The sequence below is a fragment of the Synechococcales cyanobacterium CNB genome (assembly GCA_030263455.1).
Classification (GTDB): domain Bacteria; phylum Planctomycetota; class Phycisphaerae; order Phycisphaerales; family UBA1924; genus CAADGN01.
Map to the genome: position 1 here is coordinate 62,484 of SZOZ01000002.1, position 24,645 is coordinate 87,128.

Consider the following 24,645-nt stretch of genomic DNA (forward strand, 5'->3'; position numbering starts at 1 on the left):
ATGACCGAATCACGCGCGGGTCAAGCCCGAAAGGGTTTTGACCCGATTCGGGACAACGTCCCCTGATTGCTGGCAAGGTCCGGAACCGGGGGCATCTTTGATCGGCGGCCTGTGCCGTCGTAGCCCCGCCTCGTTGGGTGGGTTTCGTGGTGTCCGGAGAGAGGCCCACGCGGTGCGAGCAGGCGATCGGAAGGAGAACGCCCATGAACAGGATCACGACGTCGCTTGCCGCGCTGGCCGGTCTGGCGACCGCCGCGAACGCGAGTCTCTTCAGTTTCGCGTCCGACGTTGACCACACCTCGTTCACCTTCATGGGAACCGGCGGCTTCGTCGGCGACGCCATGGACCCGAGCGAGCCGCTCACCCTGCTCATCGACGACACCAACGGGCCTGGCGCGCCCATCACCCTGAGCATCGAGTTCAACGCGGCATTCGAGATCGCCCACCTCGGCAGCATCCCCTCCGGCGGCGGCAACTTCATCCACGCCTACTCCCTCGACGGCTCCTTCGAGTTCCGCGACGCCTTCGGCGCACTCGTCCTCTCCGCCGTCGTCGAAGGAGGATCGCTCACCGCCCTCGGTGGCGCTGCCTCGTGGTACTCCTCCGGCGCCATCTTCGGGGCGGACGGCGCGGGCTCCTCCGTCACCTACACCTGGCACGGACCCAACATCCCCGACTACGGCCTGTTCACCGGCGACTCCGTCGATCCCGACGACGCCGCCTTCACGCTCACCTTCCTCCAGAGCGACGGCGGCATGGGCGTCGCGCTCGACCAGAACATGCTCCCCGCGATGTGGTGGCGGTCCGAAGGCTCCTACTCCGGCTCCGCCTTCTTCGTGCCTGCTCCCGGTTCGATCGCTCTGCTCGGCTTCGGCGCGCTCGCCGCCGGCCGCCGCCGCCGCTGAACGAGACGAACAACCCCCGCGCGCGATTCACCGTCGGCCCGCTGCGGCCGGCGGTTTTTCATTCCTGGCTCAAGACAAGAACCGGCACAGGCCGCGCGCCCATACCCGCGACTATCCCAACACGCGCCTCAGGTCGTCCGCCATTTCACCTGCCGCTCGCTGCACGGCCACGGTCCATCGCTCGCCAGCATTGGGGGCTGCGTAGATCACAGATCGGCTCGCGTTGACCAGCACCCCTCGCTCGCCTGGTGTGCGCGCGCCGCGGCGAACGAGCGCCCGCACGTCGTCGGCCGTGCCGCCCTGCGCTCCATAGCCTGGCACCAGGATCGGTGCATCCGGCATCCGCGCCCGCAGCGAAGCGCCGTCGGCCGGCTTGGTCGCCCCGACCACCGCGCCGGCGTCGCTCAGACCGCGCGCGCCGCGACGCGATGAGCCGAGCGCGGCGACGTGGCCCGCCATCATCTCCGCGACCGTCCGACCGTCGTCCAGCCGCGCCGATTGCACGGCGTCGCTCCCGGGGTTGCTCGTCCGCACCAGCACGAAGACGCCGAGTCCGGCGTCCAGGAACGGCTCGACCGTCTCCGGGCCGAGATACCCGTTCACCGTGATCGCATCCGCACCGAGGCCGGACGCCGCGGCGGCGTAATGCTCAGCGGTCGTGCCGATGTCACCTCGCTTGGCGTCCAGCACCACGACCAGCCCCGCCGAGCGTGCCGCCCCGATGACGTTCCGCAGCACCAGCATCCCAGCGGGGCCATAGCGCTCGAAGCACGCCGATTGCGGCTTGACGGCCGCCGCGTGTCCGCGCACAGCCTCGACCACGCCTGCACAGAACTCGAACAGCCCCACCGCCTCGTCATCGGAACCCGACCGCGCGCGGAACTCCGCGGGCAGGCGATCGGCCACCGGGTCCAGCCCCACGCACACCGGCGCGCCCACGCGGTCGATCGCGTCGGCCAGGCGGTCGCTGAATCTCACGGACGGCGAAACGCTCACGGCGGCTATCGTAGCCGGAGGGCGGGCCGACACCGTGGACCCCAACACGCCGACACGCATCGACCTGAAGAAGGACCGCGGCCTCACGATCGAGTGGGCCGACGGCAGCACCTCGTACTACACCATCGATTATCTCCGTCGCATGTCCCCCTCAGCCGATATGCGTGAACTGCGCGAGCAGCTGGCCCGCAACCCGCTCACGGTGCTGCCGAGCGCGCCGGTGTCTTCGAACGCCCCGCTCACCGCCGTGGATGCCGAACTGGTCGGGCACTACGCCATCCGCGTCCGCTTCTCCGACGGGCACGACACGGGCATCTATTCGTGGGCCTACCTGCGCGAGATCGATCCCCGCTTCCACAAGGCCCGCCCCGTTGACGATGAATGATCCGGCACGATGCAACGGGTATGTTCTCTCACCGATGCCCAACCCTGCCTCCGACCCTGCGCCGAGCCTCACCCTGCTGTCGCCGCTGACGCAGGCGCAGGGTGTCGGCCTGCGCCGCACCGAGATGCTGGCAACCCTCGGCATCACCAACGTCGGGAGACTGATCGCCCACCTGCCGATGCGGCACGAGCGGCACGAGGAGGAACGCCCGATCGCGGAACTCACGCCGGGGCAGATCGTCTCGACCCGCGCCGAGGTCACCGCCACGCGAGTCGTCGACCGCCGCCCGCGCCCGCGTTTCGAGGCCGTGCTGCACGACGGCACCGGGCGGCTCGACGTGGTCTGGTTCAACCAGACCTTCCTCGCGCAGCGCATCCATCCCGGCCACCACCTGCGCGTGCAGGGGACGCTGCGGCGCGTCGACAACAAGCTCCAACTCGCCAACCCGCGGTGGGAGATCGTCCCCGAATCGGGCGGCCCGGCCCCGCGCGAGGCGCGCCTGCGCCCGGTGTACCCGGCGAGCGAGCACGTCAAGTCGTGGGAGATCGAGGCGGCGGTGCGCGCGGTGCTGCCCGTTGCCCTGCCGCTCATCGAGGACCACCTGCCGGAGGCGTACCGGCGCGAGCGTTCCCTGCCCTCGCTCGCCGAGGCGTACCGGATGGTGCACCAACCGAAGGACGAGGATGAGGCGCGTGCCGCCCGACGCCGGCTCGCTTACGACGAACTGCTCTTCCTGCAACTCGCGGTGTTCATGAAGAGGCGGCAGTTGCGGGCAGAATCGCGCGCGCCCGCGCTCAAGTGGAGCGAGGCGATCGACCGTCACATCCGCCAGCGGTTCCCGTTCACGCTCACGCCGGGGCAGGAGGAGGCGCTCGCGGAGGTCGTGCGCGACCTGACCTCCGAGACGCCCGCGAACCGGCTCATCCAGGGCGACGTCGGCTCGGGCAAGACGGTGATCGCCCTCTACGCCATGCTGCTCGCCGTCGCCAGCGGGCAGCAGGCAGCCCTGATGGCGCCGACCGAACTGCTCGCCGAGCAGCACCATGGCCTGATCACAGCCGCGCTCGAAGGCTCGCGCGTCCGCGTCGAGCTGCTCACCGGCTCCATGCCGCGCGCCGAACGCGAGAGCGCGCTGGCGCGCATCGCCTCGGGCGACGCCGATCTCGTCGTCGGCACGCACGCCCTGCTCACCGAGTCCGTCCGCTTCCGCTCGATCGCGCTGGCCGTCATCGACGAGCAGCACCGCTTCGGCGTGCACCAGCGTGCCACGCTCCGGCAGAAGGGCGCGGACGGCGAGACCACGCCGCACGTCCTCGTCATGACCGCCACGCCAATCCCGCGAACGCTCGCCATCACGCTCTTCGGCGACCTGGACGTCTCGACGATCCGCGGCCTGCCCCCCGGCCGCCGCCCCGTGACCACGCGCGTCGTCGCGCCCGAGAAGCGACGCGAAGTCTACGAGTTCGTGCGCCGGCGCATCGAGACGGGCGGGCAGGCGTACGTCGTCGTCCCCACCATCGGTGACGAGCCTGGCGCGGGCGAGATCGCGGACGTGCGCGGCGTGCTGCGCGAGCTCGAGGCCGGCGCGCTCGCGGGGCTGCGCCTCGCTGCCCTGCACGGCCGCCTGAAACGCTCGACGCGCGACCACGTGATGGCCCGCTTCCGCGCGGGCCTCGTCCACGCCCTCGTCGCCACGACCGTCATCGAGGTCGGCGTGGACGTGCCCAACGCCTCGGTCATGATCGTCGAGCACGCCGACCGGTTCGGCCTCGCCCAACTCCACCAGCTCCGGGGGCGCGTCGGCCGCGGCAGCCGGCGATCGGTCTGTATCCTCATCGCCGAAGGATCCACGCCCGAATCGCAGCAGCGGTTGCGCGTGCTCGCCGAGACCAACGACGGCTTCGTGCTCGCCGAACGGGATCTCGAAATCCGAGGTCCGGGCGAGGTCTTCGGGGCACGCCAGTCCGGCGCGGCCGCGCTCCGAGTTGCCGACCTCATGCGCGACCGAGACCTGCTCTCGCTCGCCCGGCGCGACGCGCGCGACTGGATCGACCGTTCGCCGCGCCTTGACAGCCCCGACGAATCGCTGCTGCTCCGGCGCGTGCTCAAGGCACACGGCGCGGAGTTCGGCCTCGGCGACGTGGGTTGAGCCGGCGGCCGATCAGAACGGCGGCTCGTCGTCCGTCATCGTGTCGTCGTCGAACGCCTCGGGTCCGCCGCCGTCGCGGAAGTTCTCGACCGGCCCGGTGCGCGCCCCCGGTGCGTACGCCGCCGGGCCGCGAGGCTTCGGCTCCGACGCGGCAGCCCGCCCCGCCTGCGACACCGACTCGTACCCGTCGTGCGTCGTGTGATAGGGGTCGTGGTCCTTGAAACGCGTGGCGCGAGAGTCCCACGTCAGTTTCACCAGCCCGGTCGGGCCGTTGCGCTGCTTGGCGACGATCAGTTCGGCCAGGTTCACCTTGTCCGGGTTGTTCTGCTCCCACTCCTCGTCGCCGCGGTGGTAGTACTCCTCGCGGTGCAGCAGCAGCACGACGTCCGCATCCTGCTCGATCGAGCCGGACTCGCGCAGGTCCGCCATGCGAGGCCGGTTCCCCTCGCGGTGCTCGCTGGACCGGTTCAGCTGCGCGAGACAGACCACGGGCAGGTCGAGTTCGCGGGCGAGGGCCTTGATGCCGCGGCTGATGGCGGCAACCTCGACCTGCCTGCTCTCGCGGGCCGCTCCGGGGGCGGTGAGCAGCTGGAGGTAGTCGATCATGATTGCTCGCACGCCGAACTGCGCCGCCATGCGACGCGCCCTGGCCCGCAACTGAAGCACCGTCAGCGCGGGCGTGTCGTCGATGTAGATCGGCGCATCGTGCAGTTCGCCGCAGACGCGCGTGAGCGTCTCCCAATCCGACTGGCGCAGGTCGCCCGTGCGCAGGCGTTGCAGGTCCAGTCCCGAGCGGGCGCTGATGAGCCGCTGCGCGAGCGAGGAGCGCGACATTTCGAGGCTGAAGATGGCGACCGGCGCCCGTTTCGGGCTGCGCGGGGCGTGCGGCGGGCCGCCGAGGGCGATCTGCTCGGCGAGGTTGAGCGCAAGGGCGGTCTTTCCCATGGACGGCCTGGCCGCGAGGATCACCATCTCCCCGGGGTGCAGACCGCTCAGCAACGCGTCCAGATCGGCGAAGCCGGAAGGCAGGCCCGTCAGGCCGCCCTGGCTCTCGATCGCTTCGAGGCGGTCCATCTCGCTCTGGAGGATGGCGTCGAGGCTCTGCGGGTCGTTCATGCCCGGCTCGTGCGCGATCTCGAACAGCGACTGCTCGGAGCGGTCCAGCACCTCGCCCACGCCCTCAGGCCCGAGGTGGCCTGCGTGGAAAGCGTCGTACAGCATGTGCCCGGCCGCCTCGATCAGCCGGCGCAAGCGGTGCTTGTCCGCCACGACGCGCGCGTAGTGGCGCGCGTTCACCGCCGATGGCACGCCGGACGCAAGCTCGACGAGATAATCCTGCCCGCCGATGCCGTCGAGCTGGCCGCGATCGCGCAGCGTGTCCACCAGTTGCACCACGTCGCAGGCGCTGTGCTTGTCGCCGAGTTCGACGATCAGCCGGTAGATCGTCGCGTGACGCTCGTGGTAGAAGGCGTCGGGCGTCGTTACGATGCTCACCACGTCCGCGATCATCCGCGGTTCGAGCAGCAGCGAGCCGAGCAGCGACATCTCCGCTTCCGTCGAGTGCGGCGGGAGCCGGTCGAAAAGTCGGTCGAGTTTCAGTTCGGGACGGGGCTGGCGCCGGACGGCAGGCGAAGCGTCGAATCCGTTCGTGGTGTTCACGGGCACAGTCTCGCATCCTTGCCGCTGAGTGTGGGTGTGCCGACGGACTGTCCACCCATTATGCAGACCTTCGCCCGGAAGAGAACGATTGATCGTCCGATTTCGAGGAAGCCCGTGTCGGTCGTAGCGGCCAGCCGAGGCCGACCTCGCCGCACAAGTCCCTGTCGTTCAAGGAGTGGGGCGAAACCCCCGATGACTGCACCTGCCCCGGCGACCCGCGGCGTTGCCGATCCCCGGGGTCATCGCATCCACACGCCGACCGCTCGTGGGGTCGGCCAGACTGGCAGGCCCAACGGCTGAAGCCTCCCTGGAGCTACCCAGGGCCTTGCGTCGGAGACAGCCCGATGAAGCCACGGGCCAAGTTGACAGCCGCCGAGGTGACCGCCCTCTATGAAACGCTCGACCGGCGTCTGGACGGCCTCGGCATCGAAACTCAGCCCCAGGTCGCCGCCCAGATTCTTGAACTCACCAGCGACCCGAACTCCGGGCTGACTCAGTACGCCGAGGTCATCCGCACCGACGCAGCCCTCAGCGGCCGCCTGCTCCGGATGGTCAACTCCGCCTTCTTCGCCCAACGGGTGCCCGTGACGACCGTTGACCGAGCCTGCGTACTTCTGGGCATCGGTCGGCTGAAGGCCGTTGCGCTTGGCTTCTACCTGAGCCGTGCCGCGGCATCGTCAGCGTCGAGAACGATCTCGCGCGAGGTCTGGGGGCAATCCGTCTTCCGGGCGTGCTTTGCCACGGAACTCGCTCGCCGAGTCTGCCCGATGCTGGCGTCGGAGGCGTTCGTGGTCGGGCTGATGCTGGACGCCGGCATCCCCCTGATGCACCAGCTCCTCGGCACGACCTTCGACGCGATCTATTCCAGGAGGCTGCCTCCCGCGAAGCAGTTCCGCGCCGAAACCGAGTTGCTGCCGTACACGCACGTTGACGTCGTCGCGGCGCTCGTCCGACGGTGGCGACTGCCCGAAGTCCTCGGCAAGCCGATCGAGTGGCATCACGTCCACCCGAGCGAGACGGACAGCGAGGCATCGAGCCACAGGCTTCACCCCGTCGCGTACTTCGCGGGCGTCGTCGATCTCGCCGAGGACGGAACCTTGAAGCAGGACTCGCCGATGCCGACACTCGCCGCGTCCGTGCTCGGCATGACGTCGGACGAGGTCGGGAACGCCGCCCGGGCAGCGGCACGCGAATACCGCGCGATCCTCTCGCTGTTCGACGGCGTCGCGGACGCGGTGTCACACGTTGACAGGCTCGCCGAGCGCGTTCATGCCGAGCTCGTCGATCTCGTGGACGCCGAGACAGGCCGTGGCTTCGAGGAGGCCTGCCGCGCACGCACCATGTGCTTCCGTCTCGGGGGTGGGCCCGTCGAGATCGAGGCCGAGCCGAACGGTGGCACCGCGATCTACTTGCTCGATTCCACGGGCTCTCGGCTCGCTTCCTACCAGTTCGAACCGTCGCGCGAGACGCCGGACTCACTGCTCAAGGCGCTGGGCCTCGACCCCGACCCGAACGACGAGACCGAGGGCGTCGCACGATTCCTGCGCGACCTCGCCGCCTGACTCCCCACGCGCTCCAGCGCGATCGCACGGGCGCCGTCAAGCGGCCTGCGCGGAAGGCTCCTCGGCTTCATCCGTCGAGCCGTCGCCGGTCGCGGGGTTGAGCGCGGCATCGAGCCGATCCAACGCCAGCCCGACGCGAGACACGCGCAGGCCGAAGTTCTCCCCGACCTTCACCGCAGTCCCCGACCCGATCACGCGGTTATTGACCAGCAGCTCCAGTTCGTGATCGGCCCGCTTGTCCAGTTCAATGATCGCACCCGGCACCAACGCCAACACGTCCCGCATGGGCAACTGCCGCTCGCCGAGCCGGACGATGACCGGCACCTCGAGCGTCAGAATCGTCCGCAGGTCGGCTTCCTTCATCGCTGCGCTCATCGGCGGTCCTGCACAGTCCCTTGAACCCCGCGGGCGCAATCCGTGCGCACGGACACCCCGCATGACCACGGCTCGCAACCCGCGTGCCACCCTCAGCCCTCGTACCGGCCCACGATCAGCGTCACGTTGTGCCCGCCGAACCCGAACGTATTGTTCATGGCATAGCGGACGCGCCGCTCCCGCGCCTCGTGCGCAACGAGGTCCACGTCGAACGACTCGTCCGGACGATCGAGGTTGATCGTCGGGGCGACGACGCCGTCGCGCACGGCATGGATGCAGGCGATCGTCTCCACAGCTCCCGACGCGCCCAGGCAATGCCCGTGCATGGACTTGGTCGAGCTCATCAGCAGCCGCCCGCCCGCCGACCGCCTCGCGTGGTCGCCGAAGACCTTGAGCACCGCGGCGACCTCCGCCTTGTCGCCCAGCGGAGTCGACGTCCCGTGCGCGTTCACGTAGTCGATCGCCTCTGGGCCGATCCCGGCGTCTTCGAGCGCCCAGCGCATCGAACGTGCCGCCCCGCTCCCCTCGGCGTCCGGTGCGGTGATGTGGCTCGCGTCCGAACTGTTGCCGAAACCCACGATCTCGGCGTGGATCGTCGCCCCGCGTCGTCTGGCGTGCTCCTCGGTCTCCAGCACGAACATCGCCCCGCCCTCGGCCAGAACGAACCCGTCGCGTGCGGCGTCGAACGGGCGGCTCGCCCGCTCCGGCTCGTCGTTGCGCGTCGAGAGCGCCCGCATGGTCATGAACGCGCCGATGCACAGCGGCGTCACCGCTGCCTCCGACCCGCCCGTCAGCATCACGTCCGCCAGCCCCGTCCGCATGTAGCGCACCGCGTCGCCCATCGCGTGACCGGAACTCGCGCAGGCCGTCGCGTGCGCCGACGCAGGACCGCGCAGGCCGTAGCGGATTGAGGCGTTCCCGGCGACCGCGTTCACCATGAGTTTCGGCACGGTGAACGGGCTGAGGCGGTCCGGTCCCCGCTCCACGAGCGTGTGCAGCCCGTCCTCGATCGTCCCGATCCCGCCGACGCCGGAGCCGATGACCACGCCGCACCGGTCGCCGTTCTCGCGGGTGAAGTCGATCCCCGAGTGTCGGACGGCCTCCTCGGCCGCGGCCAGCCCGAAGATCGTGCAACGGTCAAGCCGCTTCACTTCGCGCGGGTCCAGAACCGTCGCCGGATCCCACCCCTTGACCTGGCCCGCGATCCGCACCGCCCACTTCGGCTCGTAGGGGGCGAACTCCCCACCCTCGATGCGGCTGATCCCGCTCCGTCCTTCGCGCATGCCGGCCCAGGTGGACGCGGCGTCCGCGCCGAGGTTCGTCACCGCCCCAAACCCGGTAATCACGATCCGCGGTGTGTCTGCGCTTCGGCTTGGCATCGCGTTCATCGGTCCCGTGGCTCACCGGGCCGCCCCGGCGGGCGCGCGGGCATCCCGAGAAGCTCGCGCCGCGCGAGCCTCATTCGATCCCGTGCGCCTGTTTGATGAAGTCGATCGCCTCTCCCACGGTCTTGATCTTCTCGGCCTGGTCGTCCGGGATCGATGTCTCGAACTCGTCCTCGAACTCCATAACCAGCTCGACCGTGTCGAGGCTGTCCGCGCTCAGGTCTTCCACGAAGCTCGTCTCGCGCGTGATCTTGGACTTGTCCGCGCCCAACTGCTCGGCGACGATCTCGATCACTTTCGCTTCGATCTCTTGTTCGGTCACGCGTGCACTCTCCGGCGGCGCAAACCCCCGGCCTGACCGCCCGGTCAGGCCCCGGCGCCGTATGGCGGCCCCAAGTCTAGCCGAAACCCCCAAACCCTGCCACGGCCCCGCCAGACCCCCCCTCGGACCCGATCACCACCCACCCGCCGACCGTGCTCACCGATCGACCAGCCCGACGGTTGTGCGGATTGTGCCGCCCCTTTGGTGGGCTGATGGCCGTGGCGCGTGCAAACTGGAAGTGGAATGGACGATACAGCCATCGCGAACGGCCTGCCCGGTCGTGCGGCCTGTCCGGCCGCGGGTGGCGTGTCGTGGGGAGACGACGATCGGGCGGAATCCGTCGCGGCGAGGAGAATGCCATGGCCGGCATGCCGCGTGAACCCGAAGCCTTCGCCGAGAGGGTCGCCACCCTCCTGCGCGAACTCCACCCGGGCGTGAAGATCCAACTCTCAGGCCCACGCGAGCTCCTCGTCAACGGCCGCCGCCTCGACCTCGAAAACGTCTACCGCATGGTGGCCACAGAGCCGAACCGCGGCGACGAGATCGTCCGGCACTACCTCGAGCAGCTCTTCGCCGAAGACGCCGTCAACGCGGTCACCATGACCCTCGACTTCGCCAGACCCCGGATCATGCCGCGCATCCAGCCCGAGTCCATCTTCGACCACCTCGATCGGCACATGGTCGCCCACGTCCCCTTCGTCAACGGCACCGTCATCGTCTTCGTCACCGACCTGCCGCAGATGACCGTCAGCATCACCACGGAGCAGACCCTCCGCTGGGGGCTGGACATCGACGAGGTCGAGCGGATCGCCCGCGCCAACCTCCAGCACTACACCTCCGAACTCGAGGTCCAGTTCATCGAGTCCAAGGAGGGGGGCCGGGCCGCGATCGTCTCCGAGCAGGACGGGTACGACGCCGCCCGCCTGCTCCTCGGCGGCCTGTGGGAGCGCCTGGCTCCGCAACTCGGCGGCGATTTCCTCGTCGCCACACCGGCGCGCGACATGTTCATCGCCCTCTCCCGCGACCCGCGCGAGTTCGTGGACCGCGTCGGCGGCCGCGTCGCCCAGGACTACCGCCGACTCCCCTACCCCATCACCAGCGACTTCTTCTACGTCACCCGCGACGGCATCGCCGGCACCCGCACCGACCGCGACGCCAACGGCGAAGCGGCATAAGCCGATATGGTCGCGCGGTCACCTACCCTTGCCTCTGATGATCCTCCTCATCGACAACTACGACTCCTTCACCTGGAACCTCGTCCAGCGGCTCGGCGAGATCGATCCCGCCATCGTGCTCGGGCGCGACCTCGTCGTCGTCCGAAATGACAAGATCACCCCCGACCAGGCCGACTCGCTCGACCACGGACGCGGGCCGGATCGGCTCATCATCTCGCCCGGCCCCGGATCACCCGACGAGGCGGGGGTCTCCGCCGAGATGATCCGCCACTACGCCGGACGCATCCCCATCCTCGGCGTGTGTCTCGGGCACCAGTGCATGGGTGCGATGCACGGCATGCCCGTCGTCCGCCACGCCCTTCAGATGCACGGGAAGACCAGCCTCGTCCATCACGACGGACGCGGCGTCTTCCGCGGCCTGAGCAACCCCTTCGTCGCCACGCGCTACCACTCGCTCATCGTCCGCGCCGATGACGCACCCGCACCGGGCTGGGAGGTCTCCGCGTGGACGGAGGACGCCACCGGACCCGGCGGCTCGCCCGAGCGCATCGTCATGGGCCTGCGCCGCGTCTGGGGCGGCGACGCACCACCCCTCGAAGGCGTCCAGTTCCACCCCGAGAGTTTCCTGACCGACGAAGGCCCCATGCTCCTGCGCAACTTTCTCGAAGCCTGACCACGTCCACCTGGATGCCCGCTGTCCACAGTCCAGTGTCCCCGGTACCCTCCTCAACCATGATCCACCCCGCCCCGACCACGAAGATCGACCCCCGCCACGCTCGTGGCACGCTGCTCGAACTTCGGCCCGAAACGGCCACCAAGCCCGCGTTTGCCGTCATCACCTATCCGAACACCCGCTACGAACTACACCTGGTCCCACGGTCCGGAATCACGACGCCGCCGGGCAAGCGGATCGTGGGAACCATCCACGCTCTGGCGAAACGCATCGACGAGGTCGGCACGGGCGGGCGGTACGTCGAGCCGGTCGCCGGGCGGCCGCGCCGGGTGCAGGGCATCATCGTCGCTGTCGAGCCATCGACGAACGAGATCGTGGTGAATGCGGGCGTGCCGATCCACTGCCGACCGACGGACCCTCGCCAGAAGGCGACGGACTTCCGCGAGGGGCAGTTCGTGAGCTTCGACGTGATGGAAGGGACGGAGTTCGCGCCGCTCGTCTGACGCTCAGCCGCGTGCCTTGGCGTACAACTCGCCGACCTTCGCCCAGTTGACGATGTTCCACCACGCCGCGACGTAGTCGGGTCGGCGGTTCTGGTAGTGCAGGTAGTAGGCGTGCTCCCAGACGTCGAGGCCGAGGATCGGCGTGCCGGTGCATCCGGCCGCATCGCCGATGGCGTCCCGCATCGCCGGGTTGTCCTGGTTCGCGGTGGAGCAGACGCTGAGTTTGCCGCCCTTCTCGACGCAGAGCCACGCCCAGCCGGAGCCGAAGCGCGTGGTGGCGGCGGCGGCGAACTTCTCCTTGAACCCGTCGAACGAGCCGAAGGCCGAGGTGATCGCGTCGCCCAGCGCGCCGCCGGGCGTTCCGCCCCCCCCTTTGCCCGCTGGCGCCATCACCTGCCAGAAGAGCGAGTGGTTCGCGTGCCCGCCCGCGTTGTTGCGTGCCGCCGTTCGACGATCATCCGGCACCTCCCGGAGGCGGCGGCAGACCTCCCACGGGTCGCTCACGGCCGCGAGCGGCGTGCCTTCGAGCGCCTTGTTCGCGTTCGCGACGTACGCAGCGTGGTGCTTGCCGTGATGAATCTCCATCGTGCGCGCGTCGACGTGCGGCTCCAGGGCCGCGTGCGGGTAGGGCAGGTCGGGCAGCGTGAAGGCCATGTGATCCTCCCGGGAGTTGATTGCCGAATGAAACACGAACAGGTCGTCTGGGCCGAAAATGAGGGCCACCCACTTGTGTTTGCGCCGATTCTAGGTACACTGGGAGTCCTCTCGGCCGGTGTGTCGAGCGGCAGGGATGCTCGTTCGGTCAGCCGAGAGTCTGTTGCCACGGCGAACGGAATCAGGTGGGACCGGCGGGGCGGAGTACCCGCGGGCAGGGAAGTGCTTCGGCGTCGCGGCTGCACGGCTCGTGCGGGGTTGTTTTGATCGATTCTAAATGCTGGTTGGAACAATCGGCTTCCCAGGCCGTAAGAAATGCGACCGGGTGTGTTTTCCCGGGATGGTGGTACGGGGCGTGGGGATGCCCCGAGAAAACACCGGGCGATTGACCGCCCGGTTCGTGGGATACCTTGGCGGATGGTGCCGCCGGGGATTGGGTAGAGGCCCGCGCGGCAGGAGGTCGGGCGGTAACTGGTGGGAGCACAGATTGATCCGTCCGGCCCGGCCGGGCGAAGGGTAAGAAGATGCGGAACGTCACAGGCAGGAAGCTGAGTCCCCTCGAGCAGGTGCGTCGTCGCCACCGCGTGGGTGTGGTTGCGCCCGCCCAGGGGCGGGCCGAGGGCAAGGCTGCGCCCACCCGCCGGCTGAGCGTCGAAGACGAGCGGCTGCTGAAGCACCTGCTCACGCACGAACAGGACTTCATCGACAGCCCCGTCTTCTACGAGACGGACGCGGACCGGAAGATCTACGACGACGCGCCGGACATCCAGAAGCCGGACACCAGCTGGTATCACCCCGTGATGGACGACATCTCGTCCGCGCGGGGGCGCACGGTGAAGAGCGCGCAGCAGGTCATCCTGACCGGAGCGGAGGAGCGTGTGCTCTTCCACCAGTTCAACTACGCGCGTTATCGCGTGTGGAAGCTCCAGCAGGAGATCTGGTCCAGCCCCGCGCGTCAGCCGACGCCCGAGCAGGCGGCGGAGGTTCTGGCGTGGCACCGCAAGGCCGACCGCATCCGCGAGCAGATCGCGGAGACGAACCTCGCGCTGGTGCTGGCGATGGCGAAGCGCACCCGCATGAGCGAGGTGGACTTTGCCGACCTCGTCAGCGAGGGCAACATGGCGTTGCTCCGCGCCGTTGACAAGTTCGACGCCGGCCGCGGGTACAAGTTCTCGACCTACGCCTGCCGCGCCATTCTCAAGGCGTTCAGCCGCCAGGGCATGAAGCTCTCGAAGTACCGCCAGCGTTTCCCGACGGACTTCGACCCGAAGCTCGAGCGGTCGAACTTCGTGGAGGCCAAGCGGGAGAACTTCGAGAAGGATGCCGCCGAGGAGGTCAAACGGATCGTGGTCGAGAACCGCGCGGACCTGACCGACGTCGAACGGACGGTGATCGAGCACCGCTTCGGGCTTGAGTCGGGCGACGGTGAGAAGCCGATGACGCTCGAACAGGTCGGTCAGATCATCGGTGTGACCAAGGAGCGCGTCCGCCAGATCCAGAACAAGGCGATGGAGAAGATCCGCCTGACGCTGGAAGCGGGCTTCCTCGGCAACCGTCCCGAAGAGGAGCCTCCCGGCCCAGAGGACGGCGACGAAGAGGCCAACGGCGAGACGCTCGAAACCCCCGTCGGCGCGGAATGACGCCGGTGGTTCCGACGAATGCCCCCGCGGCCCTGCCCCACCCGGGCGGGGCCGCTTTCACGCGCGAACACCGGGGAACCACCCCTGCATCCCACGCGAACCGGCATCGGGTGCGAGCCGCCGCGGGCGGTCTTCCAGCGCCTTTCCCGTCGCCGCAAGCCGCGTCAACGGCTAATCTACAGGCTCCCCGTGACGCGGGGTGCCGGAGGAGCGAACGCCCATGACCGTCCACACGGACGCCCAGACCGACGCATCGCACGTGGGGCACGTTGCCCTGCCCACGAAGAAGAAATCCGACCCTCATGCCACGCGCTGGGGCAAGTTCCTGCAGGCGACCATCAAGTTCGAGGCCTCCGACCTCATCATGAAGACGGGGCAGCAGCCGAAGATCCGCCTCCGCGGCGCGCTCAAGGCGCTCGACACACCGATCGTCGATGAGGACGAGTTCTGGAAGATCGCCCGCGCGATCCTCACCGAGGAGCAGCTCGAGGATCTGCACCGATTCGGCTCGGTGGACTTCGCGTACGATTACGACGAGGCGTGCCGGTTCCGGGTCAACCTCTTCATGGCACGCGGGCGTCTCTCGATCGCCGCCCGTCGCATCACGAGCAACATCCTGCCCTTCGAGGGCCTGCACCTGCCCGCGGTCATGGGCCAGATCGCGCTCCAGCCGCAGGGGCTGGTGCTGCTCTGCGGCGTGACCGGCTCGGGCAAGTCCACGACCATCGCGTCGATGCTCGACTACGTGAACCAGCGCAAGCCGGTCCACATCGTGACGATCGAGGATCCGATCGAGTACCTCTTCACCGACAAGGTGGCGACGATCAACCAGCGTGAGATCGGCATCGACGTGCTGGACTTCAAGATCGCTCTTCGCGCGCTGGTGCGTGAGAACCCGGACATCGTGCTGATCGGCGAGATGCGCGACGCCGAGACCTTCGAGGCCGCCCTCATGGCCGCCGAGACGGGACACCTCGTCTACGGCACGATCCACGCAAGTTCGACGACGCAGACCTTCAGCCGCATCTACGGCCTGTTCGAGCAGGACGAGGTCGAGGGCATCCGCAAGATTCTCGCCTACCAGATGCGGGCGTTCGTGTACCAGAAGCTGCTCCCGACGCTCCACGAGAACATCCACCGCATCCCCGCGATCGAGATCCTCATCAACGACGCCGTCGTGCAGAAGTTCATCCTCGAGGGGCGCGAGGGCGAACTCCGCGAGTACCTGAACTCGATCGAGGCGCGCCAGCGCGGCATGGTGGACTTCAACCAGTCGCTGGTCGATCTGGTGGAGAAAGAGTACATCCACATGCGCGTTGCCATCGACGCCTCGCCGAACGTTGACGAACTGATGATGCGGCTCAAGAAGCTCGGCTAGCCGTGCAGCACCCAGGCCCGCGCGCCGAACGGCGGGCCTCCACCACGAAGGAACTTCCAGCGGTGAGCGCACCAACCGACTACCTCGCGGCGTTCGACGCATCGGACGCCCCCGGCACGCACGCGTTGTTCCTCGCGCAGCAGGCCTATCTCCTCGTCTCGCCCTGGAAGCCCGTTCTGCTGCTCCTGCCCTTCGTCGCGTGGGCCTGGCTCATCTCGTCGGTCTACGACAAGCATGCCGCACGCTTCCACCTCGGGCGAGAGAAGTGGGCAGCCATCCACCTCTGCCTCGGCGTACTCGCGATCGTCGTTGCCCTTGCGATCCCGATGAAGAGCGAGTTGTCGTTCTGGCTCGGGTTCCTGCTCGAGATCGTCGTGCTCGGCATCAGCGTCGCCGTCTTCCCGCTCCTGACCAACAAGGACGAGCGCGTCCCCGAGCAGCACCGCCTGCGCCTCGACTTCTCCAAGATGGCCGAGGCCCGGCGTGCGAAGAAGGAGACCAAGCAGATCGGCTCCTCGGAGATCATCGTGCGGCTCCCGGACGGCAAACCGATCCCCGTCCCCGAGTCCGATTCACCCGAGTTCCAGGTCCGCGTCGCTGCCGAGCAGATCGTCCTCCGCGCTCGCGAAGCCCGCGCCGCCGAGATCGACCTCGCACCCGGGCGCGACGGTTCGTACGTCAGCGTCTTCCTCGTGGACGGCGTGCGCACCGCCGGCGGCACCACGCCCGCCGCGGACGCCGTGAAGATCATCGATTTCTGGAAGTCCGCAGCCGGGCTGGACGTGAACGACCGCCGCCGCAAGCAGACCGGCCACTGCTCCTACGACCGCAACGAGGAGAAGCACAAGCTCCGCGTGCGGACGGCGGGCGGGCAGGGGGGCATGACGCTCAACCTGCTCTTTGACCCCGAGAAGGCCGTCCGGCGCAAGGCCGATGAGCTGGGGCTGCTCGACCAGCAGGCCGAGGAACTGCGCGCCATCGTCGAGGACGGCAAGGGTGTCGTGCTGGTGGCCGCCATGCCCGACGGCGGGGGCACGACGCTCATCTACTCCCTCACGCGCATGCACGACGCCTACACGACCAACGTGCAGACGATCGAGTACGAGACGCAGGGCGTCATCGAGGGCGTCCGCCAGAACGTCTTCGACCCGACGAAGGAGGGCCAGGAGTTCTCCACGCTCGTGCGGTCGATCATGCGTCGCGACCCGGACGTCGTGAGCGTCACCGAACTGCCCGACGCTGCGACCGCCAAGGAGATCACCCGCGCCGACCAGGACCGCACCCGGACCTACGTGCTGCTCCGCGCCAACGGCGCGCTCCCGGCCGTTCAACTCTGGATGAAGGCCGTCGGCGATCCGGCCGCCTCGGCAGGCTGCCTGCACGGCGTCGTCGCCGTCCGGCTCTGCCGCAAACTCTGCATCAACTGCCGCGTCGCCTACCAGCCTTCCGCGGACATGCTCAAGAAACTGGGGCTGCCGGCGGACAAGGTGAAGCAACTCTTCAAGAAGGGCGGCCAGGTGCTCATCAAGAACAAGCCCGAGACCTGCCCCGTCTGCCAGGGTGTCGGGTACGTCGGGCAGGAAGGGTTGTTTGAGGTCTATCACCTGGGCGACGCCGAGCGCGACCTCATCAAGGGCAATAACCTCGCCGGTCTGCGCGCCGAACTCCGCAAGAAGCAACTGCCGACCATCCAGCAGGCCGCGCTGCGCAAGGCCATCGACGGCATCACCAGCGTCGAGGAGGTCGTGCGCGTCACGACCGAAGCCAAGCCCCAGCAGGAGAACCGGCCACCCGCCGACGCCGCCCAGCCCGCAGGAGCCTGACCCATGTTCATGAGCCTTCTCGCCATCGCCGTCATCGGCCTGCTGGGCTACATCTGGATGACCCGCGGGTTCTTTTCCGCCCTGATCCACATGGTCTGCGTCATCATCGCGGGCGCGATCGCGTTCGCTTTCTGGGAGCCGCTCTCCCACCTCATCCTCGCCAAAGGCCCCGAGGACCGGAAGTTCACGGCCTTCGTGCTCGGAACCGCGTGGGCGTGGGGGCTCGTGCTCCCCTTCGCGGCGTCGCTCGCTCTCCTCCGACTCGGCGTGGACAAACTCATCCCCGCGAACGTTCAGGTCCAGTCCACCGTCTCCTACGTCGGCGGGGCGGCGTGCGGCGCGGTCTCGGGCGTCATCACCGCGGGCATCCTCGTCATCGCCCTCGGGACCATGCGCATGTCCTCCGACTTCCTCGGCTATCAGCCCATCCGGTACCAGGGCGAGAGCCTGCAGCGCACCGGAGGCCTGATCGTTCCCGTCGATCGCATCGTCGGCGGCCTCTACGGACACCTCTCCGAATCCGCGTTCCGCACTGCCCGACCGCTCGCGCGGTGGTACCCGGACGTCTCGCACACCGCCGCCGTCATGCGGCTCACCGACCGCCAAGGCCGCGCGAAGAACTATGCCAGACCGGCCGAGTTCGAGATCATCCGGCGCTACCGCGTGGGTGGTGAAGGGGTCGGCGTCGTCGATCTGCTCCGCGATTCCTGGGGTGTTCGCCCTCACGACGCGAAGATGCTCGACGGCAAGCCCTATCCCCCAGGCTCGCGCATCGAGGGGATCGTGATCGACTTCAAACCGGGCATCAAGGAGAAGCACGGCCAAGTCGTCATCGGCGAGGGACAGATCTGGATCGTCGCCGAGAACGCGCAGACGGGCGACCGCATGAATATCCACCCCGTCGGCGTCGTGGCGAAGGCCGCTCCGGGCGACATCGCCTTCGGACGCTTCCGCTTCGATTCGGAAGTCTTCGTCGCCTCAGCGGGTGCGGCCCTCGAGCCGATGGGCTTCGAGTTCGTCGTCCCGCCGGGCTATGAGCCGATCGCCGTCTACGTCCGCAACATCCGGCGCGAACTGACCGGCGGCAATGTCGCCACGTACCGCACCGCCGCGGACCGCGACCGCGACGTGCCCTCAGGCTCGATTCTCAAAACCGGGGGCGGCGGCGGCCCGCTCGACCGCTCCATGGCGACGACGATCGGAACCGGACGCCAGAGCGATGAGGCAACTCGCGCCGCCGGCATCACCGACGTCAACAACCTCGTCGGACGCTACGTCATCCAGAAGGGACGCGAGAAGGGCCTCCAGATCGGCGAGAGCAACGGCATCATCGGCGGCGAGGAGAAGTTCTCGCCCGCTGAACTCCAGGGCGGGAACACCATCGATCGCCAGTTGCAGGTCCGCACCTTCGAGGTCAACCGCGGCACGGTCATGGTCCAGGTCGATGTCGGCCGCGGCCGACCCGCGAGCGTGCTCTCACCCGCTGCCGCCGCCGCGGACCGCAACGACCCGCCCTTCCTCGTGGACGCTCAAGGCACCCGCTACCCGGCCGTCGGCTGGGTCTACGAGGACAACGAACTCGTCTTCATCCGCTACACGCCCGGCAAGCCCGTCCGCGGCATCTCCGAACTCCAGGAGAACCGCGTGATGATCTCCGCGAGCCGGCCCGACCAGAAACTCACCCTGCTCTTCCTCTGCGATCAGGGCGTGGACCTCTCCGCTTTCGCCATCGGCGACAAGGCCATCGTCGTCCTCGACCCGCCGATGAAACTCGAACGCACGCAGCGTTGAGCGACCCCATTTCATCCGGGCCTTTCCTGCCCCCGCATGGATAAACAAGCCCCCCGCTCGGCGCGGGGGGCTTGTTCGTCACGGTGCCGGCCCTGTCGACTATTCCTCGTCGCGGCGCGACCGCCGGCGAGCCGGGCGATCGTCGCCCTCGGCCACACCCACCTTCTCGCCCTTGCCGCCCTTCTGCTTGTCGGTTCGCTTCTCGATGAGGTTTCCCTCGTTGTCGAACTCCATCTCCTCGCGCTTATCCTCCTCGATCTTCCGATCGGGCACGACCCACACCTTGACGTCGGCCTCCAGGTCCGTGTCGAACTTGATGTGCACGTCGTAGGTGTCCACACGCTTGATCGTCTGCGGCAGCCTCACCTCGCGCGGCTTCACCGGGTAGCCGAGGCCCGTGAGCGCGGACGCGATGTCCTGCTGAGTCACCGCGCCGTACAGGATGCCCTGGTCGTTGCACGAACGCTCGAGCGTGATCTCCACGCCTGCAAGCCGGACGATGATCCCCTCACGCTGCTTGCGCAGTTCTGCCAGCTGCTGCTCTGCTGCGGCACGCTTGGCCGCCAGCGCGGCCAGCCGCTCCTCCGACGGCTCCGTCGCCATCCCCATCGGCAGCAGGTAGTTCCTCGCGTACCCCACGCGCACCGACACCACGTCCCCGACGATCCCGAGGTTGTCCACGTTCTCCGTCAGCAGCAACCGCACGTTCTTGCTCGCCATCGCGTTCCCTTTCGCTGTCCTCGCCCGCGCCCGCAGGCACGGGAAGTTGAGGAGCCGACCAGCCCGGCCCCAACGCTCCGCGACGGACCACCCGCCGCGATCCCGCTTCCCCTTCCGCCTTCAACCCGCTCCCCTCGGCCTCAGAACGGAATGTCATCGTCCGGCGGCGGCTCGTCCGCGTGCTGCGGCGCGCCGCGCCGTCCCGCGCCCGCACCGATCGGACGGCCTTCACCGCCGTCGCCGTCGGACTTGCTGTCCACGAAGTGGAAGTTCTCAACGACGACCTTCAGTTTGGAGCGCTTCGAGCCGTCGTTCTTGTCCTCCCACTGGTCCAGTTTCAACCGCCCCTCGATGAAGATGGGTCGGCCCTTCTTGAAGTACTGCCCGATCATCTCGGCGGTGCGGCCCCACGCCTCGCAGTCGATGAACGTCGTCTCCTCGCGGTTCTCGCCGTCCGCGCTCTTCCATCGGCGGTTCACCGCAAGCCCGATGTTCGCCACCGCCTGGTTCCCCGCCGTGTGACGGACTTCCGGGTCGCGGGTCAGGTTTCCCATCAGCAGCACCTTGTTGAAACTACCGGCCATCAAGGCCTCCTTGTCTGGGGCGGGCTCCCCGCCCGGCAGAGTCTAGCAGAACCCGAACCTGTGCGCCGCAAGTCATCTCGCAGGGGTTTATTCCTCGTCCTCGTCCTCCGCGGTCGCTGTGGCGGTGTCGCCGCCCTCGCCCTCTGCCTGCTCGCCGGCCTCGGACTCCTCCTCGGGCCGACCGAGCGTCGCCCCTGCCCCTTCTCGGGCGTCACGCTCCGCCGCACGCTCGGCCCGAAGCCGGGCCTCGACCTTCAGTTCCTCGCGTGCATCGGCGGCCAGCATCTCATCCTCGGTCAGGTGGTCGGCCTTCGTGACCAGCACCCGCAGCAGGCGCTCCGAGAGGTTGCAGTCGCGCTCGATCTGCGCCAGCGACGACGCGGGCGCCACGAAGTACACCAGCAGGTACACGCCACGCTTCTGCTTCTTGATCTCGTAGGCCAGGCGGCGCTCGTCCCACTTCTTCATCGCCACGATGCGGGCGTGCGCGCGGCCCAGAATCTCCTCGATGTGCGACACCACACCTCCGAGGTCCACCGCCTCCGACTGACTGATGAGGAACATCCCCTCGTACTGATGCATCACCTGCTCTGCCATCGTTCCGTTTCCTTTCCGCGGCCGCGCCGCGGCTCGCTTGGTCATCCGGTCACGCCGATCACGCGCCGGTCCAGCCGGGGTCGATCGGGTCTTGCTCGTCCTGCTTCGACTCTGGGCCGCGCCCACGCGGCTCGGCCCGCACGTTGAACCTGTTCATCGCGGCCTCGATCCCTTCGACCGCGAACGTCTCGGCCGCGTCCGCGGCGCGATCCAGCGCGGGCGACACGACCGCCATCTCCTCTTCCGTGAACTTCCCGAGCACGTAGTCCGCCTGGTCCATCAGGGGTGGCGAGGCCCCGATGCCGATCCGGCACCGCGCGTAGCCGTCCGTGCCCAGCCGCTGCGTGACGTCGGAAAGCCCGTTGTGCCCGCCCGCGCCGCCGGAGGCACGAAGGCGGATCGAGCCGGGCGGCAGCGCCACGTCGTCGGTCACGACCAGCACGTCCCTGCCCGGGTCGAGCTTGTAGAACCGCAGCGCCTCGGCGACGGCGATCCCCGAGCGGTTCATGTAGGTGACCGGCTTCATCAGCAGGCACCGCTCCCCGCGCACCACCGCCTCCACGCAATCGGCGTTGAATCGCGAACGGACAGGCTCCGACGGCGCGTGCCGGCGAACGAGACGGTCCACGACCATCGCGCCCGCGTTGTGCCGCGTCCGCTCGTAGCGCTGCCCGGGGTTGCCAAGTCCGACGATCATCTTCATGCTCGGCAATCCAGCGGAGAGGTCACTCCTCGTTCTCCTCCTCGCGCTTCTTCTCGGTGATGACTTCCGGCGCGGCGGGGGCCTCGGCCGGCGCCGCCTCCGCAACCTTCTCCTCCACCTGCACCACGATCTGCGCCACCACCGCGTGCGGGTCGGTCACCAGCGTCATGCCCGAGGGCAGCGGCACGTCCGAAGCCGACATCGAATGGCCCGCCTCCAGCGCGGTGATGTCCAGTTCCAGGTACTCGGGGATGTCCGACACCGCGCACTCGATCTCGAGTTCCGAGGTCGGGTGCATGAGGATCGCCCCGGCAGTCTTCAGGCCCACCGCCTCGCCGATCAGGTGCAGCGGCACGCGCGTCTCCACGCGGTCGGTCAGCGACACCCGTGCGAAGTCCGCATGCACGATGTTCGAGCCGAGGTAGTCGTACTGCACTTCCTTCAGCAGCGCGACCTGCGGCGTTCCTCCGTCGATCGTGATCTGGAAGACCTTCTCACCCCTGTGCAGGTGCAGCAGGGCGTCCTTCGCGTCCAGGTGCACCGAGGCCGGCGCCTCCCCGTGCCCGTAGAGCACGGCGGGCAGGCGGCCGCTCTGGCGCAGCCTGCGGGCGTAGCGGGAACCGACCCGGTCGCGGGTCGAGGCGTGCAGAATCGTGGCGTTCTCATGCATGGCTGTGCTTCCTTCACCGACCGTTCAGCGGTCGAACTTCGATGCGTCTCCACGCGGGCCGCTCATCGCTTGACGCCCGCCGCCGGCCCGAACAGGGCCGACACCGATTGGTTGTTGTGGATGCGGTGGATGGCCTCGCCCAGCAGGCCGCCCACGCACAACTCGACGAGCCGGTCGCGGATCGGCGCGGCCCGCTCGCCGAGGGGAATGGTGTTCGTCACGACGAGGCGCGAGATCGGCGACGCGGCGAGCCGCTCCATCGCGCTGCCGCAGAGCACAGGGTGCGTCGCCGCCGCGATCACGTCCTTCGCGCCGTGGTCCATCACGAGGCGTGCGGCCTCCGTAACCGTGCCCGCGGTCGAGATCATGTCGTCGAACATCAGCACCGTCTTGCCCTTCACGGTGCCGATGATGTGCTCCGTCACCACTGCCGTGCCGCTGATGCGACGCTTGTTGATGATCGCCAGGTCGCCACCGAGCATGTTGGCGAAGCCCTCCGCCACTTTCACGTTCCCCACGTCCGGGCTGACGAGGCACAGGTCGCCCAGTTCGTCGCGGATCGACGTGAAGTAGCGATGGAACACCGGCGTCGCCGAGAGGTGATCCACCGGCAGGTCGAAGAACCCCTGAATCTGGGCCGCGTGCAGGTCGATCGCCAGCACGCGGTCCGCCCGGGCCGCGGTGATGAGGTTCGCCACCAGTTTCGCCGTGATGGGCACCCGGCCCTTGTCCTTGCGGTCCTGGCGGGCGTAGCCGAAGTACGGCGTGACGATCGTCACCCGCCGCGCGCTCGCCCGCTTCAGGCAGTCGATGAAGATCAGCAGTTCGACCAGGTTCTCGTTCACGGGGTTGCACGTCGAGATCACGACGTAGCAATCGCGCCCGCGCACGTCCTCCTCGAGCCGAACCAGCAGTTCTCCGTCCGGGAACTCGAGCGTGCGCGCCTCCCCGATCGGGATGCCGATGTGCTCGCACACGCGCTCGGTGAGCGTCCGGCTGTGGCGACCCGCGAAGATCTTCAACCCGTCGTTCCCGTTGAAGCCCGGCTGCGCCATCACGACCCCCTCCCCGCGCTCACACGCGCCCCCGCACGCGAACGGAAGATCCGGTCCACCTCCGCCAGTTGCTCCGGCGTGTTGATGCTCAGCACGTCCTGCGCCGGCACCGCGTCGATCACCTCGACCCGCGCGCCCTCCGCCAGCAACAGCGTGGGCACGTCGGTCACGTAATACTCGCCGCTCGCGGGGTTGCGTCGCACGCGCTCCAGCGCCCGCAGCAGCGCGCCCGCCTCGAAGCAGTAGTAGCTCGGGTTCACTTCGCGGATGCTGCGCTGTTCCGGCGTCGCCGCCTTCTCCTCAACGATCTCGCGGAAACGCCCCGCTTCGTCGCGCACCACACGCCCGTAGCCGGCCGGGTCGTTCAGCACCGCCGTCGCCAGAGTCGCCGCCGCACCGCTCGCACGATGCCGCGAGAGCAACTTCCGCAGCGTCTCCGCGCGGATCAGCGGTCCGTCCCCGCAGAGCACGAACACCGCCGTTCCCTCCGCCAGCCCCTCCAGCTCGCGCCGCGCGCTCAGCACGGCGTGCCCCGTTCCCAACTGCTCCGCCTGCACCGCGAAACACACCTCCGGCCCGTACTCCGCCAGCGCGGCACGCACCGCCTCCTGCCGATACCCCACCACCACGATCACCCGCTCACACCCGGCGTCGAGGCACGCGTCCACCACAGCGCACACCATCGCCCGCCCGCCGACCGGATGCACCACCTTCGGCAGGTCCGATCGCATGCGCACACCCTGCCCCGCGGCCAGAACGACGCCCACTGGCGATGCCGAACCGGTTGTCGTCTTCTCGACACCCATCACACCGTCTCACTCACCGGACGCACCGCAGGCACCGGGGTGGCAGCCCCGAAGGGCAAACTACCCGGCCAGGATTCGAACCTGGACAAGCAGAACCAAAATCTGCTGTGCTACCGTTACACCACCGGGTATCGC

Annotated in this window: 24 protein-coding genes and 1 tRNA gene; 11 read left to right on the forward strand and 14 right to left on the reverse strand. The window is 68.5% G+C overall.

All coding sequences use genetic code 11. The features are described from left to right. Positions 1 to 203: 203 nt before the first annotated feature. Complete coding sequence (locus tag FBT69_01910; protein MDL1903555.1) at positions 204 to 905, forward strand: PEP-CTERM sorting domain-containing protein; 702 nt, start codon at positions 204 to 206, stop codon at positions 903 to 905. 111 nt (positions 906 to 1,016) lie between these two features. Here the strand turns inward: FBT69_01910 and pyrF are convergent, their stop codons facing one another. Beyond that, a complete protein-coding gene (pyrF, locus tag FBT69_01915; GenBank protein MDL1903556.1) occupies positions 1,017 to 1,988 on the reverse strand; it encodes an orotidine-5'-phosphate decarboxylase in 972 nt (323 codons plus the stop codon). Between pyrF and FBT69_01920 the strand changes: the two genes are divergently transcribed. Together FBT69_01920 and recG are read left to right on the forward strand one after the other, a co-directional pair. Then, entirely contained in the window at positions 1,852 to 2,286 is a 435-nt protein-coding gene (locus FBT69_01920; protein ID MDL1903557.1) for a DUF971 domain-containing protein, read from the forward strand. The two genes, pyrF and FBT69_01920, sit on opposite strands and share 137 nt — an antisense overlap. Beyond that, complete coding sequence (gene recG, locus FBT69_01925; protein MDL1903558.1) at positions 2,153 to 4,435, forward strand: ATP-dependent DNA helicase RecG; 2,283 nt, start codon at positions 2,153 to 2,155, stop codon at positions 4,433 to 4,435. Before FBT69_01920 ends, recG begins: the two co-directional genes overlap by 134 nt. A 12-nt stretch (positions 4,436 to 4,447) precedes the next feature. Here recG and dnaB read toward each other — a convergent pair whose 3' ends face one another. After that, complete coding sequence (gene dnaB, locus FBT69_01930) at positions 4,448 to 6,094, reverse strand: replicative DNA helicase (protein ID MDL1903559.1); 1,647 nt, start codon at positions 6,092 to 6,094, stop codon at positions 4,448 to 4,450. A 344-nt stretch (positions 6,095 to 6,438) separates the two neighbouring features. Between dnaB and FBT69_01935 the strand changes: the two genes are divergently transcribed. Continuing rightward, the gene (locus FBT69_01935; protein MDL1903560.1) at positions 6,439 to 7,656 is read left to right on the forward strand and encodes an HDOD domain-containing protein; all 1,218 of its coding nucleotides are present in this window, start codon (positions 6,439 to 6,441) and stop codon (positions 7,654 to 7,656) included. Between the two features lie 36 nt (positions 7,657 to 7,692). Here the strand turns inward: FBT69_01935 and FBT69_01940 are convergent, their stop codons facing one another. The 3 genes from FBT69_01940 to FBT69_01950 all read right to left on the reverse strand — a co-directional run bounded on the left by FBT69_01940 (position 7,693) and on the right by FBT69_01950 (position 9,723). Beyond that, the gene (locus FBT69_01940) at positions 7,693 to 8,094 is read right to left on the reverse strand and encodes a FliM/FliN family flagellar motor switch protein (GenBank protein MDL1903561.1); all 402 of its coding nucleotides are present in this window, start codon (positions 8,092 to 8,094) and stop codon (positions 7,693 to 7,695) included. Positions 8,095 to 8,123: 29 nt separating this feature from the next. Further along, on the reverse strand, positions 8,124 to 9,410 hold the full coding sequence (fabF, locus tag FBT69_01945; protein ID MDL1903562.1) for a beta-ketoacyl-ACP synthase II: 1,287 nt from the start codon (positions 9,408 to 9,410) through the stop codon (positions 8,124 to 8,126). A 79-nt stretch (positions 9,411 to 9,489) separates the two neighbouring features. Further along, complete coding sequence (locus tag FBT69_01950) at positions 9,490 to 9,723, reverse strand: acyl carrier protein (protein MDL1903563.1); 234 nt, start codon at positions 9,721 to 9,723, stop codon at positions 9,490 to 9,492. A 227-nt stretch (positions 9,724 to 9,950) separates the two neighbouring features. Here FBT69_01950 and FBT69_01955 point away from each other — a divergent pair, with 227 nt between their 5' ends. The 3 genes from FBT69_01955 to FBT69_01965 are packed head-to-tail and all read left to right on the forward strand — an operon-like array spanning position 9,951 to position 12,089. Next, positions 9,951 to 10,913 (forward strand): DUF1444 family protein, encoded by a 963-nt coding sequence (locus tag FBT69_01955; protein MDL1903564.1) that lies wholly within the window; start codon positions 9,951 to 9,953, stop codon positions 10,911 to 10,913. 37 nt (positions 10,914 to 10,950) lie between these two features. Next, positions 10,951 to 11,586, forward strand: a complete 636-nt coding sequence (locus FBT69_01960; GenBank protein MDL1903565.1) for an aminodeoxychorismate/anthranilate synthase component II — start codon at positions 10,951 to 10,953, stop codon at positions 11,584 to 11,586. 59 nt (positions 11,587 to 11,645) lie between these two features. Then, complete coding sequence (locus tag FBT69_01965; protein MDL1903566.1) at positions 11,646 to 12,089, forward strand: hypothetical protein; 444 nt, start codon at positions 11,646 to 11,648, stop codon at positions 12,087 to 12,089. A 3-nt stretch (positions 12,090 to 12,092) separates the two neighbouring features. On the opposite strand, the gene FBT69_01970 is transcribed toward FBT69_01965, so the two are convergent. After that, on the reverse strand, positions 12,093 to 12,743 hold the full coding sequence (locus FBT69_01970) for a superoxide dismutase (protein MDL1903567.1): 651 nt from the start codon (positions 12,741 to 12,743) through the stop codon (positions 12,093 to 12,095). A 524-nt stretch (positions 12,744 to 13,267) separates the two neighbouring features. Here FBT69_01970 and FBT69_01975 point away from each other — a divergent pair. The 4 genes from FBT69_01975 to FBT69_01990 all read left to right on the forward strand — a co-directional run bounded on the left by FBT69_01975 (position 13,268) and on the right by FBT69_01990 (position 19,375). Then, positions 13,268 to 14,383 (forward strand): sigma-70 family RNA polymerase sigma factor, encoded by a 1,116-nt coding sequence (locus tag FBT69_01975; GenBank protein ID MDL1903568.1) that lies wholly within the window; start codon positions 13,268 to 13,270, stop codon positions 14,381 to 14,383. A 220-nt stretch (positions 14,384 to 14,603) separates the two neighbouring features. Next, complete coding sequence (locus FBT69_01980) at positions 14,604 to 15,761, forward strand: PilT/PilU family type 4a pilus ATPase (GenBank protein ID MDL1903569.1); 1,158 nt, start codon at positions 14,604 to 14,606, stop codon at positions 15,759 to 15,761. A gap of 62 nt (positions 15,762 to 15,823) precedes the next feature. Further along, positions 15,824 to 17,584: a hypothetical protein gene (locus FBT69_01985; protein ID MDL1903570.1), complete on the forward strand. Its 1,761-nt coding sequence runs from the start codon at positions 15,824 to 15,826 to the stop codon at positions 17,582 to 17,584. Positions 17,585 to 17,587: 3 nt separating this feature from the next. Next, positions 17,588 to 19,375 carry a CvpA family protein gene (locus FBT69_01990; GenBank protein ID MDL1903571.1) on the forward strand — a complete coding sequence of 596 codons (1,788 nt, stop codon included), beginning with the start codon at positions 17,588 to 17,590 and terminating at the stop codon, positions 19,373 to 19,375. 99 nt (positions 19,376 to 19,474) lie between these two features. Here the strand turns inward: FBT69_01990 and rplI are convergent, their stop codons facing one another. The 8 genes from rplI to FBT69_02030 all read right to left on the reverse strand — a co-directional run bounded on the left by rplI (position 19,475) and on the right by FBT69_02030 (position 24,641). Further along, the gene (gene rplI / locus FBT69_01995) at positions 19,475 to 20,095 is read right to left on the reverse strand and encodes a 50S ribosomal protein L9 (GenBank protein ID MDL1903572.1); all 621 of its coding nucleotides are present in this window, start codon (positions 20,093 to 20,095) and stop codon (positions 19,475 to 19,477) included. 140 nt (positions 20,096 to 20,235) lie between these two features. Then, positions 20,236 to 20,679 (reverse strand): single-stranded DNA-binding protein, encoded by a 444-nt coding sequence (gene ssb, locus FBT69_02000; protein MDL1903573.1) that lies wholly within the window; start codon positions 20,677 to 20,679, stop codon positions 20,236 to 20,238. Positions 20,680 to 20,766: 87 nt separating this feature from the next. Next, positions 20,767 to 21,321, reverse strand: coding sequence for a 30S ribosomal protein S6 (gene rpsF, locus FBT69_02005; protein MDL1903574.1), 555 nt, complete (start codon positions 21,319 to 21,321; stop codon positions 20,767 to 20,769). A gap of 13 nt (positions 21,322 to 21,334) precedes the next feature. After that, on the reverse strand, positions 21,335 to 21,979 hold the full coding sequence (locus tag FBT69_02010) for an aminoacyl-tRNA hydrolase (GenBank protein ID MDL1903575.1): 645 nt from the start codon (positions 21,977 to 21,979) through the stop codon (positions 21,335 to 21,337). Positions 21,980 to 22,001: 22 nt separating this feature from the next. After that, positions 22,002 to 22,649 carry a 50S ribosomal protein L25 gene (locus FBT69_02015; GenBank protein ID MDL1903576.1) on the reverse strand — a complete coding sequence of 216 codons (648 nt, stop codon included), beginning with the start codon at positions 22,647 to 22,649 and terminating at the stop codon, positions 22,002 to 22,004. A gap of 62 nt (positions 22,650 to 22,711) precedes the next feature. Continuing rightward, on the reverse strand, positions 22,712 to 23,704 hold the full coding sequence (locus FBT69_02020) for a ribose-phosphate pyrophosphokinase (GenBank protein ID MDL1903577.1): 993 nt from the start codon (positions 23,702 to 23,704) through the stop codon (positions 22,712 to 22,714). Then, positions 23,704 to 24,510, reverse strand: coding sequence for a hypothetical protein (locus tag FBT69_02025; protein ID MDL1903578.1), 807 nt, complete (start codon positions 24,508 to 24,510; stop codon positions 23,704 to 23,706). The genes FBT69_02020 and FBT69_02025 overlap by 1 nt, the downstream gene beginning before the upstream one ends. A 60-nt stretch (positions 24,511 to 24,570) precedes the next feature. Continuing rightward, a tRNA-Gln gene (locus FBT69_02030) sits at positions 24,571 to 24,641 on the reverse strand. Between the last annotated feature and the right edge of the window lie 4 nt (positions 24,642 to 24,645).